Origin of the sequence: Corynebacterium ulceribovis DSM 45146 (assembly GCF_000372445.1) — a bacterium.
Classification (GTDB): Bacteria; Actinomycetota; Actinomycetes; order Mycobacteriales; family Mycobacteriaceae; genus Corynebacterium; species Corynebacterium ulceribovis.
On the sequence record NZ_AQUY01000001.1, the window covers coordinates 396,204 to 413,832 of the forward strand.

General features: G+C 58.5%; 20 protein-coding genes. 12 read left to right on the forward strand and 8 right to left on the reverse strand.

Features of this window, described 5'->3' with window-relative positions; translation table 11 throughout:
• The first annotated feature begins 1 nt into the window (after window position 1).
• The 3 genes from A3EC_RS0101860 to secA all read left to right on the forward strand — a co-directional run bounded on the left by A3EC_RS0101860 (window position 2) and on the right by secA (window position 4,387).
• Window positions 2–691 carry a ComF family protein gene (locus tag A3EC_RS0101860; RefSeq protein WP_245532914.1) on the forward strand — a complete coding sequence of 230 codons (690 nt, stop codon included), beginning with the start codon at window positions 2–4 and terminating at the stop codon, window positions 689–691.
• Between the two features lie 167 nt (window positions 692–858).
• Window positions 859–1,527, forward strand: a complete 669-nt coding sequence (gene hpf / locus A3EC_RS0101865; protein WP_018023461.1) for a ribosome hibernation-promoting factor, HPF/YfiA family — start codon at window positions 859–861, stop codon at window positions 1,525–1,527.
• Between the two features lie 163 nt (window positions 1,528–1,690).
• Window positions 1,691–4,387 (forward strand): preprotein translocase subunit SecA, encoded by a 2,697-nt coding sequence (gene secA, locus A3EC_RS0101870; RefSeq protein ID WP_018023462.1) that lies wholly within the window; start codon window positions 1,691–1,693, stop codon window positions 4,385–4,387.
• Window positions 4,388–4,390: 3 nt separating this feature from the next.
• On the opposite strand, the gene A3EC_RS0101875 is transcribed toward secA, so the two are convergent.
• Window positions 4,391–4,945 carry an Rv3235 family protein gene (locus tag A3EC_RS0101875; RefSeq protein ID WP_018023463.1) on the reverse strand — a complete coding sequence of 185 codons (555 nt, stop codon included), beginning with the start codon at window positions 4,943–4,945 and terminating at the stop codon, window positions 4,391–4,393.
• 131 nt (window positions 4,946–5,076) lie between these two features.
• Here A3EC_RS0101875 and A3EC_RS0101880 point away from each other — a divergent pair, with 131 nt between their 5' ends.
• Both A3EC_RS0101880 and A3EC_RS0101885 read left to right on the forward strand, forming a co-directional pair.
• Window positions 5,077–5,487: an HAD-IA family hydrolase gene (locus A3EC_RS0101880; protein WP_026162088.1), complete on the forward strand. Its 411-nt coding sequence runs from the start codon at window positions 5,077–5,079 to the stop codon at window positions 5,485–5,487.
• A 4-nt stretch (window positions 5,488–5,491) separates the two neighbouring features.
• Window positions 5,492–5,998 (forward strand): DUF6912 family protein, encoded by a 507-nt coding sequence (locus A3EC_RS0101885; RefSeq protein ID WP_026162089.1) that lies wholly within the window; start codon window positions 5,492–5,494, stop codon window positions 5,996–5,998.
• Between the two features lie 36 nt (window positions 5,999–6,034).
• Here the strand turns inward: A3EC_RS0101885 and rsgA are convergent, their stop codons facing one another.
• Window positions 6,035–7,072: a ribosome small subunit-dependent GTPase A gene (rsgA, locus tag A3EC_RS0101890; protein WP_026162090.1), complete on the reverse strand. Its 1,038-nt coding sequence runs from the start codon at window positions 7,070–7,072 to the stop codon at window positions 6,035–6,037.
• The gene (aroA, locus tag A3EC_RS0101895; RefSeq protein WP_018023467.1) at window positions 7,069–8,433 is read right to left on the reverse strand and encodes a 3-phosphoshikimate 1-carboxyvinyltransferase; all 1,365 of its coding nucleotides are present in this window, start codon (window positions 8,431–8,433) and stop codon (window positions 7,069–7,071) included. Before aroA ends, rsgA begins: the two co-directional genes overlap by 4 nt.
• A 76-nt stretch (window positions 8,434–8,509) precedes the next feature.
• Between aroA and A3EC_RS0101900 the strand changes: the two genes are divergently transcribed.
• From A3EC_RS0101900 to A3EC_RS11035, 3 genes are read left to right on the forward strand one after another with little or no spacing between them, the layout of a single operon-like run.
• A complete protein-coding gene (locus A3EC_RS0101900) occupies window positions 8,510–9,256 on the forward strand; it encodes an SOS response-associated peptidase (protein WP_040427878.1) in 747 nt (248 codons plus the stop codon).
• Between the two features lie 50 nt (window positions 9,257–9,306).
• The gene (locus tag A3EC_RS0101905; RefSeq protein WP_018023469.1) at window positions 9,307–9,942 is read left to right on the forward strand and encodes a sigma-70 family RNA polymerase sigma factor; all 636 of its coding nucleotides are present in this window, start codon (window positions 9,307–9,309) and stop codon (window positions 9,940–9,942) included.
• Entirely contained in the window at window positions 9,935–10,330 is a 396-nt protein-coding gene (locus tag A3EC_RS11035) for a hypothetical protein (protein WP_018023470.1), read from the forward strand. The genes A3EC_RS0101905 and A3EC_RS11035 overlap by 8 nt, the downstream gene beginning before the upstream one ends.
• A 110-nt stretch (window positions 10,331–10,440) precedes the next feature.
• Here A3EC_RS11035 and A3EC_RS13265 read toward each other — a convergent pair whose 3' ends face one another.
• From A3EC_RS13265 to A3EC_RS11040, 3 genes are all read right to left on the reverse strand, one after another.
• On the reverse strand, window positions 10,441–10,515 hold the full coding sequence (locus A3EC_RS13265) for a 50S ribosomal protein bL37 (protein ID WP_425386768.1): 75 nt from the start codon (window positions 10,513–10,515) through the stop codon (window positions 10,441–10,443).
• A gap of 89 nt (window positions 10,516–10,604) precedes the next feature.
• A complete protein-coding gene (locus A3EC_RS0101915; RefSeq protein WP_018023471.1) occupies window positions 10,605–10,862 on the reverse strand; it encodes a WhiB family transcriptional regulator in 258 nt (85 codons plus the stop codon).
• A 348-nt stretch (window positions 10,863–11,210) separates the two neighbouring features.
• The gene (locus tag A3EC_RS11040) at window positions 11,211–12,251 is read right to left on the reverse strand and encodes a diacylglycerol/lipid kinase family protein (protein ID WP_169331383.1); all 1,041 of its coding nucleotides are present in this window, start codon (window positions 12,249–12,251) and stop codon (window positions 11,211–11,213) included.
• A 42-nt stretch (window positions 12,252–12,293) separates the two neighbouring features.
• On the opposite strand from A3EC_RS11040, the gene A3EC_RS0101925 reads away from it, so the two are divergent.
• Window positions 12,294–12,740: a hypothetical protein gene (locus A3EC_RS0101925; protein ID WP_245532916.1), complete on the forward strand. Its 447-nt coding sequence runs from the start codon at window positions 12,294–12,296 to the stop codon at window positions 12,738–12,740.
• A gap of 21 nt (window positions 12,741–12,761) precedes the next feature.
• Here the strand turns inward: A3EC_RS0101925 and A3EC_RS0101930 are convergent, their stop codons facing one another.
• Window positions 12,762–14,051 (reverse strand): Rv3212 family protein, encoded by a 1,290-nt coding sequence (locus A3EC_RS0101930; RefSeq protein ID WP_018023474.1) that lies wholly within the window; start codon window positions 14,049–14,051, stop codon window positions 12,762–12,764.
• A complete protein-coding gene (locus A3EC_RS0101935; protein ID WP_018023475.1) occupies window positions 14,048–15,418 on the reverse strand; it encodes a DEAD/DEAH box helicase in 1,371 nt (456 codons plus the stop codon). Before A3EC_RS0101935 ends, A3EC_RS0101930 begins: the two co-directional genes overlap by 4 nt.
• Window positions 15,419–15,573: 155 nt before the next feature.
• Between A3EC_RS0101935 and A3EC_RS0101940 the strand changes: the two genes are divergently transcribed.
• From A3EC_RS0101940 to A3EC_RS0101950, 3 genes are read left to right on the forward strand one after another with little or no spacing between them, the layout of a single operon-like run.
• Window positions 15,574–15,792: a DUF3107 domain-containing protein gene (locus A3EC_RS0101940; RefSeq protein ID WP_018023476.1), complete on the forward strand. Its 219-nt coding sequence runs from the start codon at window positions 15,574–15,576 to the stop codon at window positions 15,790–15,792.
• Between the two features lie 38 nt (window positions 15,793–15,830).
• Complete coding sequence (locus A3EC_RS0101945; RefSeq protein WP_018023477.1) at window positions 15,831–16,751, forward strand: DUF3152 domain-containing protein; 921 nt, start codon at window positions 15,831–15,833, stop codon at window positions 16,749–16,751.
• A gap of 9 nt (window positions 16,752–16,760) precedes the next feature.
• Window positions 16,761–17,618, forward strand: coding sequence for a TIGR02569 family protein (locus A3EC_RS0101950; RefSeq protein WP_018023478.1), 858 nt, complete (start codon window positions 16,761–16,763; stop codon window positions 17,616–17,618).
• Window positions 17,619–17,629: the final 11 nt, after the last annotated feature.

Here is a 17,629-nt window from a genome sequence, read left to right on the forward strand (position 1 = left end):
AGTGCCACTTCCGCTTCCTTCTTGGCTTATTGACGGATTGGTGGGAGTCGCGGATTTGGTGTTGCCGGGCGATTGCCCGTGTTGCGGAGCGCCGGGCAACGGGGTGTGTGAATCGTGTCAGACGGCGCTGAGTCGAGCGCCTGAGTTGGTGTCGCCGAAAGTGGCTGTGGGGGTGCCGGTGTTTTCCTGTGCGCCTTATGCCGGAGTGCATCGGTCAGCGGTGCTGTCCGCGAAGGAGTCGTTGCGCCGGGATGTGTTGCGTCCGCTGGGGGCTGTGATGGCGGCAAGCGTCAATAAGCTCAGTGTGGAAGGGGCGGTGTTGGACCCGCGGATTGAACCTTTAGTCCTGGTGCCGGCGCCGACGCGACGGTCGTCGATTCGGCAGCGCGGCGGGGATGTCGTGACCGCGGTGGCAGAGTACGCCTGTGAATTTGGGGCGGGATTGTCGGCGGTGGCTGCGCTTCGTTCGAGTGAGCAGGTTGCGGATTCGGTGGGGTTGAGCGCTGGGCAGCGGAAGGCGAATTTGTCGGGGCGAGTGATGCCGTTGCCAGCAAGTGGCCAATTGCGTGGTCAGAATGTGCTGTTGGTGGATGATGTGCTGACCACTGGTGCGACGCTGCGGGAGTCGGTGTTGGTGTTGCGGTCGTTGGGGGCACGGCCGGTAGCTGCACTGGTGATTTGTCACGCCTAATTGCAGGTGAGCAGCGGGTAGCGAATGGTTGACCAAAAAGCTACGGGCTTGTGGCGGGGATGGATCTGGCACATGTATTCTTGAGTTGTAAGTCAGATAAGTCACCGACATCCCAGAGAAGTAACTCTCGTCTCATAGGGGCGGTGAGACTACCGGGAGGTAATCAAGTGTCGAACAGCGTTGACACCAACGAAGCCCTGAAGCCTGAGGCTCAGGTAACCATCACCGGTCGCAATGTGGAAGTGCCTGAGCACTTTGCTGAGCGCGTCAACTCCAAGCTCGCCAAGATCGAGCGCCTGGACCCAACCCTGACGTTCTTCCACGTTGAACTCCAGCACGAACGGAACCCTCGTCGTTCGGATCGTGCCGACCGCATTCAGATCACTGCAACCGGTAAGGGTCACTTGGCACGTTCGGAAGCTAAGGAAGATAGCTTCTACGCGGCGCTGGAAGTTGCATTGGCCAAGATGGAACGCTCCCTGCGCAAGGTGAAGGCACGTCGCCAGATTTCGATGTCCGGCCACCGCGCGCCGATGTCCATGGGTGAAGCAACCGCAGCGCTGGTTGAAGAAGCCAAGGAAGACAACGACAAGAAGCCCGCTGGCCAGTACGATGTCGACCCATACGAGAACTCGGTGGACGACGTGGTGCCAGGCAAGGTTGTCCGCACCAAGGAACACCCAGCCAAGCCAATGAGCGTCGATGATGCTCTGTCTGAGATGGAACTGGTTGGCCACGACTTCTTCCTGTTCATCAACGAAGAAAATGGTCGCCCATCCGTGGCGTACCGTCGTCACGCTTTCGACTACGGTTTGATTTCCCTGACTCAGGATTAACTGAGGATGAAGTCAACGCGCGTATGCGTAAGTGACTAGACTAGACCCGATCGATACCTGCTAGCCGGGTACGGTCGGGTTTTGTTATAACTTTGACAGCCCGAACTGCCCGATAAAACCAGCCACGCAAAGGAAAGACGAAGTGCGTAATCCCTTGTCGAAAATGCTCCGGTTAGGTGAAGACCGAACCGTTAAGCGTCTGAAGAAAATGGCCGACCAGGTCATTGCAATCGAAAAGGATTATGAGGACCTTTCCGACGACGAACTGCGGGCAAAGACCGACGAGTTCAAAAAGCGTCTCGAAGACGGCGAAGAACTCAACGACATCATGCTGGAAGCTTTCGCAGTTGCCCGCGAAGCCTCGTGGCGTGTGCTGGGACAGAAGCACTACCAAGTTCAGATTATGGGTGGTGCCGCACTGCACTTCGGCAACGTTGCGCAGATGAAAACCGGTGAAGGTAAAACCCTGACCTGTGTGCTGCCGGCATACCTCAATGCGCTGTCCGGCAAGGGCGTGCACGTGGTTACCGTCAACGACTACCTAGCCAAGCGTGACGCTGAGTGGATGGGCCGTGTGCACCGTTTCCTCGGCTTGGAAACCGACGTGATTTTGTCGGGTAAGGACGCCGACCAGCGTCGCCGCGCCTACAACGCCGACATCACCTACGGCACGAACAACGAGTTCGGTTTCGACTATCTGCGCGACAATATGGCACGCGACCTCAGCGCACTGGTGCAGCGCGGCCATAACTACGCCATCGTCGACGAAGTTGACTCGATTCTGATTGACGAAGCGCGTACCCCACTGATTATTTCCGGCCCAGTAGATGGCACCTCAGAATGGTACGTAGCCTTCGCTCAGCTGATGCCGCGGATGAAGCGGGACATTCACTATGACGTTGATGAGCGCAAGCGCACCATCGGCGTGCGTGAAGAAGGCGTCGAGTTCGTCGAAGACCAGCTGGGCATTGAAAACCTGTACGCACCGGAAAACTCGGAGCTGGTGAGCTACCTGTCCAACGCCATTAAGGCCAAGGAACTGTTCACCCGCGACAAGGACTACATCGTCCGCAACGGTGAAGTGATGATTGTGGACGAGTTCACCGGCCGTGTGCTGTCTGGACGTCGCTACAACGACGGTATGCACCAGGCGATTGAGGCCAAAGAAAAGGTGGAAATCCAGCAGGAAAACCAGACGCTGGCCACTATTACGCTGCAGAACTACTTCCGTCTGTACGACAAGCTGGCTGGTATGACCGGTACCGCTGATACGGAAGCGGCGGAGCTGCACCAGATTTACAAGCTTGATGTGGTGCCAATCCCAACCAACAAGCCGAACCAGCGTGACGATAAGTCTGACTTGATTTACAAGACGCAGGAAGCAAAGTTTGCGGCGATTGTCGAAGACATTGCAGAGCGCGTGGAACAGGGCCAGCCAGTGCTGGTCGGTACCACGTCGGTGGAGCGTTCCGAGTACTTGTCGAACCTGCTGCAGCGCAAGGGCGTTAAGCACAGCGTGTTGAACGCGAAGCACCACGAGCAGGAAGCACAGATTGTTGCCGAAGCTGGCCGCCTGAAGGCTGTCACCGTGGCGACGAACATGGCTGGCCGTGGTACCGACATTGTGCTGGGTGGTAACCCAGACATCATTGCGGACAATAACCTGCGTGCCCGCGGTTACGACCCAGTCGAGGACCCAGAGGGCTATGAAGAAGCCTGGGATGCGGAGATTGAAGCGGCTCGAAAGCGTGCCGAAGAAGAAGCTGAGGATGTGCGCGACGCCGGTGGCCTTTATGTGCTGGGTACGGAGCGGCACGAGTCGCGCCGTATTGACGATCAGCTGCGCGGCCGTTCCGGCCGTCAGGGTGACCCAGGTGAAACTCGCTTCTACCTGTCGATGCGCGATGAACTGATGGTTCGCTTCAATGGTCCACAGATGGAAGCGCTGATGAATATGCTGCGCCTGCCGGATGATGTGCCAATTGATAACTCGCGTGTGTCCAACTCCATTAAGGGCGCCCAGTCGCAGGTGGAAGCGCAGAACTTCGAAGTGCGTAAGAACGTTTTGAAGTATGACGAAGTGATGAACCAGCAGCGTAAGGTCATTTACGCAGAGCGGCGCGAGATCCTTGAAGGCAAGGACCTCAAGTCCCAGGTCCGCAACATGATTGATGACACCATCAACGCATATGTTGAAGGTGCCACCGAACGTGGCTACGTCGAAGACTGGGACCTTGACGAACTATGGAACGCCCTCGAGTCGCTGTACGACCCGAAGATTGCCTGGAAGGATCTGCTGGACGGCACTGAGTACGGTGCTGCCGGTGAGCTGACCGCTGAGGATTTGGCGAAGGCAGTTCGGGAAGATGCCAACGCAGAGTACGACAAGCTGGAAGCAGCAGTGTCGGCTATCGGCGGCGAAGATGCCATGCGCAACCTCGAGCGCGGCGTGATTTTGCAGTCGATGGACACCAAGTGGCGTGAGCATCTCTACGAGATGGACTACCTGAAGGAAGGCATTGGCCTGCGTGCGATGGCGCAGGCTGACCCACTGGTGGAATATCAGCGGGAAGGCTTCGACCTGTTCACCGCCATGATGGATTCCATCAAGGAAGAATCGGTGCGTCAGATGTTCCTGATGCGTGCCCGCGTTGATGCCTCGGCACCGGTGCAGGATGTCAACGATGATGGCGTGGTCGATGAGAAGGACATTGCGCCAGAGTTGGAGAAGGAAGACGACACTCCGATGCACCTGTCCGGTCCTGGTGAAGACGGTGCTCCGGAATCGCAGGATGTTGCGGCGACTGGTAACCGTGCGGAGCGTCGCGCCGCCGAACGCCAAGCTCGGAAGCAGAAGTAGCTGTTAGATGAAACGCAGCGCGGTGACGGTCCACGTCCCGCGCTGTTTTTCTATTCGACCGGCAAATGCGCGAACACGTCGATGCTGCGCCCATGTTCCGCAGAATTCCACCGCAGTGGCTTCTGGCCGGTCGGTTTTCGCCATCACCGCGGTAGGCATCGGCTGAAAGTGCACCCGCCCCAGCCGAGAACCAGTGGTGTGTAGCTGCGCTCGGATTCGGGTTTCGATGGCTGCGCGAACCAGTGGTGTCAGTGGAAGTTTCCGCAGTTGTCGGGTTGGGCGCCGACCGTCGATTACTTCGATGATGATGCGCAGCATATGAGCTGTTTTTCGTTTAGCTTCGTCCGGCAGCGTGGTGGTGCTGCCGATGACGGTATTGGGGTGGACTGGTAGCGGCCGGGATTCGTGGGAATCGTTAGCTGGGGCAGTGGGCACCAATCGATGAAGGAAGCGGTGTCCGCGGAGTTGTCGCAGTGCTGGCGGCGCAGCGGGCAGAACAGCCGGCAGGGTAGTTGGCGTGGCAGCGGGCACAGCAGGGGTGCCGGTGAGCAAGGTCACGGAAAGTCCTCTCCAAATTCAAGTGCGCAGATCAAATTTGCGGGCATCGATCTGGGGAGAGGAAGTTCGATGCGCGTGGGCACGCCAGGCCAGTATCGCACAGGTTTTATAAACCGACTACTGTAAGTGGCATGCGAGGGCTAATTGTCGATTATGTAGGCGTTTTGGACGGACCTGAAGAAGAGCAGCAGCGCTGGCGTCACCTGCTGAAATCTGCACGAGATGCGGGCGTGGGCACCGCAGTCTTGTCGAATGACCCAGGCGGTCCAGGTGCGGATCATATCCGTGCGTGGGAGCAGGGCGGCTTTGTTGATGCTGTCATTCTCTCTGGTGAGATTGGTGCCGAGAAGCCAACTGCGGAGGCTTTTGATACTGCCGCTGCCGCGTTGGAACTGCCAGCTTCTGATTGCGTCCTAGTTGATGACCGCATTGAGAATATTGTCGGCGCGATTGAACACGGCATGGTCGGTGTGCTCTACAGCCAGTTCGACCGGACGGTCATCGAAATTATGGGCCTGTTTGAGCTCAGCGGGGAGTTTTAACCTCGTGCGCGTCTATATCCCTGCGACGTTCGCCATGATCAACCGGCTCAGTGAAACCGGTGTGCTGCAGGTGCGCAGCGGTTATGTGTTTGGTGTAACGCCAGCTTTGACTGAGTTCTACACCTCCGGCGATGAAGATGAGCTCGCTGACGTCGCGTTTTCCGAAGCTGGCCGGGCATCCCTACGGCTGCTTGCCATTGGCGATGAGGAAAAGTTCCCGCACCGCCGCGTCGTCATTGCTGCCGATATTGCCGATGACCGCCTGACAGCGCTGCCTGATATGGACACTGCGGTATTGAAGGTGGCACCAGCGCAGCTGACAGTTGAGGACATTGCATCGGTCCACGTCGACGTGGTTGGTGCCGAAGACGCAGTGCGTGATGCCATTGACGCTGTCGACCAAGCTGATATGGGCGACCCAGATGCCGAGTTTGTGCTCGGCGAAGCCGAAGACCACCCATTGGCGTGGTACGACGTGTCCGAACTGCCGTTTCTTGTGGAGCTGCTGTAACTCCAGCCCACAGGACGCGCGGGTAGGGCAGTGCCGCTAATCCCGCTCGATATCTAGTTCCCACTCTTCGTTTGTCCGCAGCGCCGCAAGTAGCCCTCGAACCGCCACTGCGCGGCGTGCTGTCGGACCATCCGGATCTTCGGCAATGACCTTGTCGAGCGCGCATTCTGGGTCAGCAGGCGGTCCCGCATGAGTGCAGCCACGCGGACAGTCCTGAACAATTTCCGCGAGGTCATCAAACACCCCAATAACCTGGTCAGGGTCGATATGCGCCAACCCAAACGACCGGATACCTGGGGTGTCTACAATCCATCCGCCACCGGGCAGCGGCAGCGCCACAGATTGCGTAGAAGTATGCCGACCCTTGCCGACTCCGGACACCACACCAGTTGCGCGGTCTGCATCCGGAACGAGGCGGTTAACCAGCGTAGATTTACCCACACCCGAGTGCCCAATCAGCGCCGTAATGTGCTTATTGACGGTATCGGTCACCGCTGTTAAATCATCTTCAACTCCGGAAATAACTACCGGAATATCGAGAGCTGCGAACTGCGCTGCGAATGGGGCTGGGTCTGCGAGGTCGGTCTTGGTCAGGCAGAGGACTGGCTTTAGCCCACCGGCATAGGCCGCTACCAGTGCGCGTTCGACGAAACCGGCTCGCGGGGTGGGCTGCGCGACTGCGCAGACAATGAGCAACTGGTCAGCGTTGGCTACGACGATGCGTTCAAACGGGTCGGTGTCATCGGCTGTGCGGCGCAGCACACTGGTGCGGTCTTGCAGCTTCACGATGCGCGCGAGGGTGCCTGGTCGGCCGGAGGTATCCCCAACAACACCAACTCGGTCGCCAACCACAATTGCGGTGCGTCCGAGTTCGCGGGCCCGCATGCACACCACCGGATCGGTGCCCAATCCGTCATCAAGCACTACGCCCCAACGGCCGCGGTCACGGGACACCACCATGCCCCATTTCGCATTGTCGTGGCGTGGGCGGTCTTTAGTGCGCGGCCGCGACCCTTTGCCGGGGCGGACCCGAACATCGGACTCGTCCCAGTCGTGAGCAGATCTCCGGCTCAGTGCTCTGCCTCCCCTTCGTAACCGTCAATAATGCCGTCGCCATCCAAGTCGGCGGCGTTGCGGCCCAGCATTTGTGCCCAATACAGTTCGAATCCGGGCAGCGTCTTTGCAGTGGTAGCGATATCTTCCACCAACACACCCGGAACAGACAAACCGATGATTGCGCCGGCAGTCGCCATCCGGTGGTCAGCGTAGGAATGCCACTGGCCACCGTGGAGCGGCTGCGGGACAATACGCAGCCCATCGGTGGTTTCTGTGCAGTTGCCGCCAAGGTTGTTGAGCTCAGTGGTCAATGCGGCAAGGCGGTCGGTTTCGTGGCCCCGCAGATGTGCTACCCCGGAAATCTGGGACGGGGAGTTCGCCAACGCCGCCAATGCTGCGACCGTCGGGGTGAGCTCGCCGATGTCAGACATGTCGATGTCAATACCGCGGAGCTCGCCAGGCTGTGGGCCGGTTACCTTCAGATTTTCGCCGCCCTGCTGGTTCGCTACTAGTTCCACACGGCAGCCCATGCGCTGCAGCACATTGCGAATATGGTCACCGGCCTGGGTCGTCTGCACCGGCCAATTGCGGATGGTGACTTCGCCGCCGGTGACCGCTGCGGCCGCCAAAAATGGGGTGGCGTTGGACAGATCGGGTTCAATATTCCAGGTACGTCCAGCAATCGGTCCTGGCTTGACCACCCATGTGTTCGGGTCTGGCTGGCCGATGGTCACCCCAGCTTCGCGCAGCATCTTCAGCGTCATGTCGATGTGCGGGCGGCTCGGGAGGTAAGCGCCGGTTTGCACGATGGTCATGCCGTTGGCGTAGCGAGCAGCGGACAACAGTAGACCCGAAATGAACTGGCTGGAGGCGGAGGAGTCTACTTCGACGCGGCCACCCTGAGGCTGGCCATTGCCGTGAACGCGGAACGGCAATGCATCGCCGGTGACGCTGATGCCAAGGTCGCGCAGGGCGTTGAGGATGGTGCCCATCGGGCGACGGCGGGCTTGGGCATCGCCATCGAAGAAAACGGTGCCGCTTGCCAACGCCGCAACTGGCGGTACGAAACGCATGACGGTGCCGGCCAGTCCGCAGTCAATAACGGCGCCGCGCAACGTTGCCGGGGTGATATGCACTGAGGTTGCGGCGCTGCCTTGGTGCGTGGTCTCTTGGCGGAAAGTGGTGCCGAGTTCTTTCAGCGCCTGCACCATAAGTTCGGTGTCGCGGGAGCGTAGTGCGCCCACCAGTTTGGATGGTCCATCGGCTAGCGCGGCAAGGATGAGTGCGCGGTTGGTGATGGATTTGGAACCCGGGATGGTCACCTGCGCAGTCACCGGGCGGTCAGCAACGGGTGCGGCCCACAGTTCTTTGTTATTCACAGTTCTTATTGTTCCTGAATTTGTCGCCAATGTCGCTTAGGCCATGCGGCCGGGGATATTCGTGTTCAATGGGGTCATGTGCGGACGATTTGTGTCATTCACCATCGGCGAAGGGTTAACTTCCGCCTTGGCGACGGTGCCGGGGTTACCGGCGCCAGCTATCGACCTGACCGATATCTCTAAGCCTAACTGGAATACGGCACCAACTCAGCAAATAGCGGTGGTCACGGTGGGGGAAGGTCTGCAAGAAGAACTGTACGCCGAGCAGACCATCGTGCGGCCGATGCGGTGGGGACTGGTGCCGTCGTGGTCGAAGTCGCTGCCAAAAACACCGATGTTTAATGCGCGCGGGGAAACAGCACCGGAGAAACCATCGTTTCGGGCGGCGTTTAAACGGCGGCGCTGTTTGGTGCCAATGGACGGTTGGTATGAGTGGAAGCCCGGCGGGAAGAACGGTGCGGCGGAGGGGAAGGTGCCATATTTCACCCACCACCCAGATGGCGCGCTGTTTGCTGCCGGACTGTGGGAGGTATTGTCCGAACCGAAATCGGGCACTGATTTACTGTCTTGCACGATTATTACTACGGAGTCGGTGGGGCAGTTGACGTGGCTGCATGACCGAATGCCAAGGATTTTGCTTGCCGACGAAGCGGAGCGGTGGTTGAGCGCAGAACCGCAGGATGCGCGGGAATTGTTGCATCCCACTGACGAGGAGTTTGTCGCTCAGTTCCAGGTGCAGGAAGTTTCTCGGCGGGTGGGAAACGCGCGGGTGAATGATCCTGAGCTGATTGCACCGGTGGGGGAGCAAGACACTTTATTGTGACCCGCTAAAGTAGGTGGGACCAGTTGAATTCGGAAAGGCAGCTGACACTGATGACGGCGGAGCCCACTAAGGCAGTTGTGCGTACTGATGAAAGCGCCGAAGAGCTGGCTGCGCGTTTTGAACGTGATGCGATGCCGCTCGTCGACAGTTTGTATGGCGCTGCGCTGCGCATGACCCGCAACCCTGCGGATGCGGAAGACTTGGTGCAGGAAGCCTATATGAAGGCGTTTCAGGGTTTCCGGGGGTATAAGCCGGGAACGAACCTGAAGGCGTGGATGCACCGTATTTTGACGAATACGTACATCAATATGTACCGCAAGCAGCAGCGGCAGCCAGCGCAGTATCCAACTGACGAAATTACTGACTACCAGTTGGCGGAGACCGCGTCGCATGAGTCGACTGGTCTGCGTTCTGCCGAGGTTGAGGCCTTGGAATTGCTGCCGGACACGGAAATTTCTGAGGCGTTGAACCAGCTCGGTGAGGACTACCGCATGGTGGTGTACTACGCCGATGTGGAGGGCTTGCCGTACAAAGAAATTGCGGAAGTGATGGATACACCGATCGGTACGGTGATGTCTAGGCTGCACCGTGGAAGAAAAAAGCTGCGAGAGGCGTTGCAAGAAGTAGCCGAGGAACGTGGATTCCTTCGAAACAGCAACGCAACGACGGAGGCACAGAATGGATAGGGACATTCGCGATGCGGCCGAGGGCCAATGCGAAGAGCAGCGGGCGGAACTACGGCAGCTCGAGCCCTCCCATCAGCTCAGCGAAGCTGATGTGCAACGGATCCGGGATTTTGTTCGCAATTGCCCAGAGTGCCTAGAAACTCTAGGTGCGGAGCTTCGGCTGCGTCGACTGCTGCGCCGAGGGTGCTGCCCAGAGGCGGCGCCACCGCAGTTGGCGCAGCGGCTGTCGCTACAGGTACGACGAGCCGCGCAGCAGGTGCAGTTTCGGGAGTATCGTTCCCACACCACGATTACGCGATCGTCGGCGGATGGCGCGGTGACGAGTCGGGTGATTGTGCAGCGGTCGGAGCGCAGTATTGTGCAGTACCACATGCCAGACGAAGACTAGAGACGGCAACAACAGCGACTAAAACGGCACCGGCCACGGAAATGACAAAGCGGGCGTGCTACCGGAATGTTCCCGGTAGCACGCCCGCAGTGTTTGCAAACAAACTCGGTTTAGGAGTTTGGACGACGTCCGTGGTTTGCCTTGTTCTTACGACGCGCCTTGCGCTTGCGGCCACGCTTGCTCATGTGACTCTCCTTTTGTGAGGGGATCGGGCTAACCCTTACACCCTATCGGGAGAAGGCGCAGCCAACGAAATCGGTCGGGTTAAGTTGGGTTACACCGTGACGCGAGCGCGGCGGCCACGGTTGCGGCGGCGCTTGAGTACGCGGCGTTCTTCTTCAGACATGCCACCCCAGACACCAGCGTCCTGGCCGGTTTCCAGTGCCCACTTGAGGCATTCGGTGGCAGATGGGCAGCGGTTGCAGACGACCTTGGCCTTAGCAATCTGTGCGAGAGCTGGGCCGGAGTTGCCTACTGGGAAAAACAGTTCTGGGTCTTCATCGCGGCAAACAGCGTGGTGGCGCCAATCCATGGGTAAACACTCCTTGAAATCACTGGTTTTCAACCAACGGGCAGATGTTGATTGGTCAAGTCCCTAGAGCGCAATAGTGCGCTGAGAAGGGGTTCACAGGAAATTAACCAAAAAGTTGGTTGATTGAAAGGGAATTATCTTTCCGTTCCCTTTGCGGACACCAAGAAGTTTGGCACCATTTCGGGGGAAAAGAAAGGGGTAAAACGAAAAAGTGTGAAAGGTCACACTGAATTGAATGGAAAGTTTCTGCTCGGTAAACCTGCAGGCCAGCCGCTCAAAATAAATTCTGATTGTTGGTCAAACACAACCATTCATCGCTAACTCGTGGTTAACGCACAAGGGGAGAGCCTACTTGACGCCCGTACTTTCTGCAGCGGGAGCCACGAAATTCAACACGCTTGGGTGTGAAGAAAACGTCAAACCAGTAGTGGCGCCGAGGTATTCACCATCTATCTGAAAGCGCACAGCTTCCGCAGAAGTCAACTCCATCGCCTGCACGCCCTCACTTCGCACTACGGTCGGCCCGAGTCCCAGCAGACGCGTGAGACCTGCAGTGCCACCACGACCATCAGAGATCATCTGCGCCACCGCTGCAAAGCCCGCAACTCCTCGCACCGTGGGGATGGAGTAGAAACTCATGCCCACCTTTGCTTCACTTTCGGGGTTCGTCACCACCGGTAGCGCACCAAAATAAGTCCAAGGGTGCGTATTCGATACCAAAGCCAGCGGTAAGTCCGTGAACCGTTCGGTCCTCGAAGCTGTCACAATCTCTGCGCAGATGTGCGGCTGGCTTCGGCGCATCCGGAGCCAAGAAAGCACTGCGGTATTTGCGTAGAGCTGCGGCGCGGCACTCAGACCACGTGCCCGCAGCTTTTCCATGCGTGCAATGACTTCCGCGTCGAAGCCTAATCCTGCGTTCACCACAAACCAGCGGCGCTTCGTGGAACAGTGGTCCTGCACAAATCCAGCGCGCACCGGAATATATGTGTCATCGGTTTCTACTCCGTTTGCGATGTCCCGCAGCGCGGCAACCAGCTGGGCCGTGGCAGCTTCCGGTTCTCGGGAGTAGCCCATGGCACGGGCGAAAACATTGGCGGAGCCGGTTGGAATCACCGCGAGTGCCGGCAGGTTTTCGGCTGTCGGCCGCGTGGTCGGGTCGTCACCAAGCAATCCATTAATGACTTCGTTGACCGTGCCGTCGCCGCCAATGGCAATGACGGCGTCGAAATCCTGCTTGATCAGGCCAGAGACTAACTCGGTGGCATGGCCGGGGTGGGCGGTGAACACGGACTTCATCCCAGTGACCGATAGCAACGCCGGAATGATGCTCCGCTGTAGCTTCGGGGCCTGCGACGTTGAATTTGGGTTAGAGATGACAAGGCAACGCACGGCAATAGTGTAACTTTCCGGCACGGACTAGGCTTAGCCATCGTGAATACGCATCCAGAAAACTCCGCTGCCCCTACACCCGTTGCCGAATTTGATTCGCCGCCGGAGACGGTGCGCTTCGCTGCGATGATCGGCATTGGTGAAGGTGCTGTTGGCCTAGGCTATGCGTCATTTTTGCTGGTCCGCAGCCTGCAGGGGTTCCATGATCCTGGCGCGGTGATTTCGGGGTGGGGTACGGCGCTGTGGTTCATCCTCATCTTCGGTGCGGTGCTCGCCGCGTCCATTGCGCTACTGAAGGGGCACCGCTGGGGTCGCGCGCCGCTGCTGATGATGAACCTTTTCCTCGTTGGCATTGCGTACTACATGTTCACCTCCGACCGTGTGCTGTGGGCGGTAGGTACAGCACTTTTGGGCTTGGTGACGTTGGGAATGCTCTTTAATCGCAAGGCTGTCGATTGGGCAGTCGGGCGCAAAGACGCGGAAGACTAGCGCAGCGAGCTAGCGCCCCGACTAGCGCAGCGCGATGAGGTCAGTGCCGCGGCGCTCAATAATCGTGTTGCCGGTGACTGAAACCGATACTGGTCCGGTGTAATCGCCGCGGTTCACCGCGATGGTGCGCTGCTTTTCTCCAGTAGTTTTATCCAGCACCATCAGCCCGTCCGAAACTGGAATCAGCAGGTCGGAGCCCATTGCGGCGCCAACGCCAATGGCCTCTTTGAGGGTAAACCCTTCGCCGAGGCGGGTGGGCTCAAACCCGTAGAGTCGTTCACCATCGAACCACGTCATGTGGTGCGGCAAATCGCCAGTCGCAGGCAGAAAAGCCGGGGTAGCAGGCTGGTGAGCTTTGCCAGGACCCGGGTCGGGGAGCGGCTGGTCGACCATATTGTCTAGATATGTTTCGGCGGTCGGGGACTTCGGCACCTTGGTTTCCGATAACACCGTGCCGTCCGAGGAGACAACTTTGAGGATCGGGCGGTCGCCACCGACGTAGACCGCGGCGGCTTCCTGACTGATGCCAACAAGCACTGCGCGTTCACTATCGAGCTGTACGGAGGCGGTTTCCTCAGGGGTACGGGCATCATCTGGGGTGGTAGCGCTCATCCGCAGCGAGGTGACGGTTCCGCCATCCTTCGGGCATGTATCGACAACTGCCAGTAGTTCTGTGCGGGTCAGCGCCGAATGGATCCGGCAGCCTGCGCGCGGTTGTGCCTTTGGCTCGTTGGCAGATTCGACTCGGCCATATTCGACAGTGCGGACCAAATCCGAACGCCACAGTTCTACTCGCTGATCAGAGACGGTGCCGACGCGACTGTTGGAACTGAATACGGCGACATTGTCGGCTGATACTGCCGAGCGCGTGCCGGTGTATGCCCCGGTGAGTGAGTCAAAAGCAATGACATCGCCACAGCCGGCTGGGCCGCGGTATACAGCGACGACTTTGCCCCAAGCTGCGGTAGTGCCACAAAGTTCACGCTGGCGGGAGTAGTCCCAAGCAGTCTCCCCAGTGGCGGCATCAATCGCAGTGAATCCGTGGTCATCCTCAGCCACTACTGCACCATCTGCGACTACTGGGCGGGCACCGTTGTGGCGGTCGACGGTGGTGGCACGCCACGCCTCTGTCACCGTGTCGGGAGCCTTTTCCGGGGTGGCGTGTTGCACGATCGCTTCGGCAGCGGGGTTGTGCTTTGCTTGTCGGGCATCGGAGAAAAACCAGGTTCCACCTACTGCCGCAACAGTGATACCGGCGATAATGCTGGCAGCGATACGGTCTGCCGGACGGTTACGTTCGGCGGGAATCATCGGCGTCGGGCTCCACGCGATGGTCGGGAGGAGCGGGCGGAGCGGGCGGGTTTGCGACTCGTGTGGCGTGGGCTCTGCCTGGAAGAACGTGCTGGCCGCGAACCGATGAGTTTGCGGGCAGGACCGACTGAGCTTTCCGCATCTTCAGGAATTCCCAGCGCTTCGGCCAGTTCTGGCGAGTTGGAGAACCAACGCGGTGGTTCAGGGTTGTCCAATTCCAGTGCGTCGCTGATAAGACGCCAGCGGTGGAGCTCATCCCAACCGACCATTGTCACTGCGGTACCAGAGTTGCCGGCGCGGCCAGTGCGGCCAATGCGGTGCACATAGGTTTTTTCATCTTCCGGGACCTGAACATTCACCACATGTGTGACATCGTCAATATCAATGCCACGGGCCGCCACATCGGTGGCCACCAAAATCTCGGCTTTGCCTTCTCGGAACGCATCAAGGCTAGCTTCGCGTGCGCCTTGTCCCATGTCACCGTGTACTGCAGCAACATCAAATCCGCGGTTTGCGAGGTCTTCGGCGACCCGGGCGGTGTAATTCTTGGTACGGCAGAAAATGATGGTCCGACCGCGACCGTCTGCCTGCAGGATGCGAGAGAGCGCATCAATCCGGTCCATCTGGTGCGACTGGAACACTACTTGCTTAATGGCCGAGTGCATCAGGGAAGATTCGGCAGCTTCCGCGTGTACATGCACCGGTTTGTGAAGGAAGTTGCGGGATAGGGCAATAATTGGCCCAGGCATGGTTGCGGAAAACAGCATCGTTTGGCGCTGCGCGGGCAGGGTCTGCAGAATCTTTTCAATATCGGGCAGGAACCCGAGGTCGAGCATTTCGTCGGCTTCATCCAGCACAAGGACTCGTACCTTGTCGAGCATCAAATCGCCGCGTTGGTGCAGGTCCAGCAGACGCCCAGGCGTGCCAACAACGACGTCCACACCACGTTGGAGCGCATCGATTTGTGGTTCATAGGGACGCCCACCATAAATCTCGAGCACGCGCAGCGGCCGAGTGCCATTGCTGTCGTCAACACCATTGCGAAATGCTGTCAGGTTCTTCGCTGCCCGGGTCAGGTCCGAACACACCTGCTGGCACAGTTCTCGGGTGGGGACGACCACGAGTGCGCGCGGGCTACCGTCGAGTTCTTCAATGTCCGCATCGTCAAAAATGCGGTCCAGCAGTGGGACACCGAATCCGAGGGTCTTACCCATGCCGGTGCGAGCTTGCCCGATAAGGTCATTGCCGTCGAGGGCTAGCGGCAGCGTTAATTCTTGGATGGCAAATGGCCGCACGATGCCATATTCCTGCAACGCTGACGCGATCTCGGAGGCGACGCCTAGTTGCTGGAAAGTGGGTGTGGTCATCGGTGTACTCAAGTTGCCTTTCACGGGGAATAGCGAGGAATAACGCAGTTAATTCTCCATCTTAACCAGCTGCCGGGAACGTGCTTGCAATATTCTGTCGTCAGACACAGTTACTATGGTGCGGAACGAAGATTTAGAAGGGAAGGGCCGAAGACATGGATATCAAGATTGGCTTCATTAACACTCAGCGTGAACTGGTCATCAAAAGTGATCAGGACCCAGCGGAGTTGCGCGGTCAGCTAAAGGAAGCTTTGGACGGCACCAAGAACTTTGAGCTTATTGACGAAAAGGGTGCGCACGTCTTCGTGCGCACCGACAACGTGGCTTACATTGAAGTGGGTCAACCATCCGCACACCGTGTTGGTTTTGCCTAAATCTCACTTCATGTCCAATCGCTAGTTGAAGATTCGTTGTGAATTCTCCCGCGCCACTTAACCAGCACGAGCTCAATCCGCCTGCCTCTTCCAATTTGGTGAAGTTTGTCGAAGAGTGGGGTTGGCGTGCCTACGCCATCCCCGTGATGGTGGTCATCACAGTGTGGGTGTTGGTGGATGTGTTTGTTACGTCCGCTGAGCCTGCCCCGGAGCCGTCAGCGGCACCGAGCAGTGGGCCAACACAATCGTCGTCACGGGGAAGCGGCCCGGTGCCGACGACTGATGACGTGGAGCTCGTGGACTTGGGGCATTTGCCACCAGGCGGAAAGTTCACCCAAAAGGGTCAGGATAAGTACCGTCCCGTCGGGCTGCCTGGTCCGAAAGTGGGTAAGGGCGAAGAACGGACTTTCAAATACCGCATTGAAATTGAAGAGCCGATCGACACCACTCCGTATGGTGGCGATGACGGATTAGTTTCTATGGTCAATGCGACGTTGGCCAGCCCGAAGGGGTGGATTGGGGACCCGAAGTTTGCTTTCCAATTCACCTCGCGCCGGGCAAATGATGCTGACTTTGTCGTTCAGCTGGTCAGTACTGAGACCGTGCACGCCAAGTGCGGTTATGAAATCGAATTGGAAACGAGTTGCTATTTGCCAAGTCAGGTAGAGGGGCAACCGAATCTGGTGATTTTGAATGAGTCACGGTGGGTGCGCGGCGCCGTTCCGTTTGAAGGCGATTTGAGCGCTTACCGGCAGTACATGATCAACCATGAGGTTGGCCATGCGATTGGTTTCGCCAGCCATGAGGCCTGCCAAGAGGGTGGCAAGTTGGCGCCGATTATGATGCAGCAGACCCTGTCGCTGAACAACAAGGAGTTGCACAAGATTAATCCGGATGAGGTGTATCCGGATGAGGACACGTCGTGCCGCCCGAACCCGTGGCCATATCCGTTTAAGTAGAGGTCAAGTATGCAAATTCCCATTCCACCGGTACATGTGCAGAGCGGTTTCGGTGTATCTGAACTGACTCCACATGAGGTCGGTCCTGCATGGGATTGTGGTTGGCGTTTTGCCGAAACGGTGTTGTCGCCAGTGCCGGATCATCCGCGGGCAGCGTGGTCCGGAAAGGTGCGGGAGTCGCTGGATCCGGATGGTGTACGAATTGCTCGGCCGTTGCGGACCTCTGATGGTCGGCATGTGATGGCTGGATGGCAGGCGCGGTTTTACATTCCTGGCGCCCCAGCCCCGCGTGTCGATGAAGTGGTAGGCGTGGCGCTGCGCTTGTCAGAAGCACTAGCGCAGTTGTCGCGGCCGCGATTTTTGACGGAACATCCGACCATGCCGCTCGATGAAGTCGATGTGTTTGCCGTGGCGGAGTCAGCCGCTTGGGCACCGGATCCGATTGCTGCGTTGGAAGGATACTTAGACGCCACAGTGGTGCCGCGCACGGATGTTGCTGAAGCATTGCGGTTGGCAGGCCGGCTGGCGGATCGTCGGCAGGGTATCCATTTGCCGGATCAGATTGTCCATGCGGACTTGCTGGCGACAACGATTTTTGCGGATACGGCTACTCCTGCAGTGACAGATTTGGTGCCGGTGTGGCGGCCTGCGCAGTGGTCCGCGGCACTGGTTGTCGTTGATGGCTTGAATTCAGGCAGCGTTGACGACGGCATTATCGAGCGGTGGCGCCATTTACCTGAGTGGCCGCAGTTGTTGCTGCGTGCGCTGCTGTATCGCCTGTTTGTGCACTGTCTGCACCCGGCGGCGAAGGAGTCGGCGTGGCGCGGCTTGCATCGTGCGGGCACGGTGTTGGAAGTGCATCTGTAAACCTCCGATCG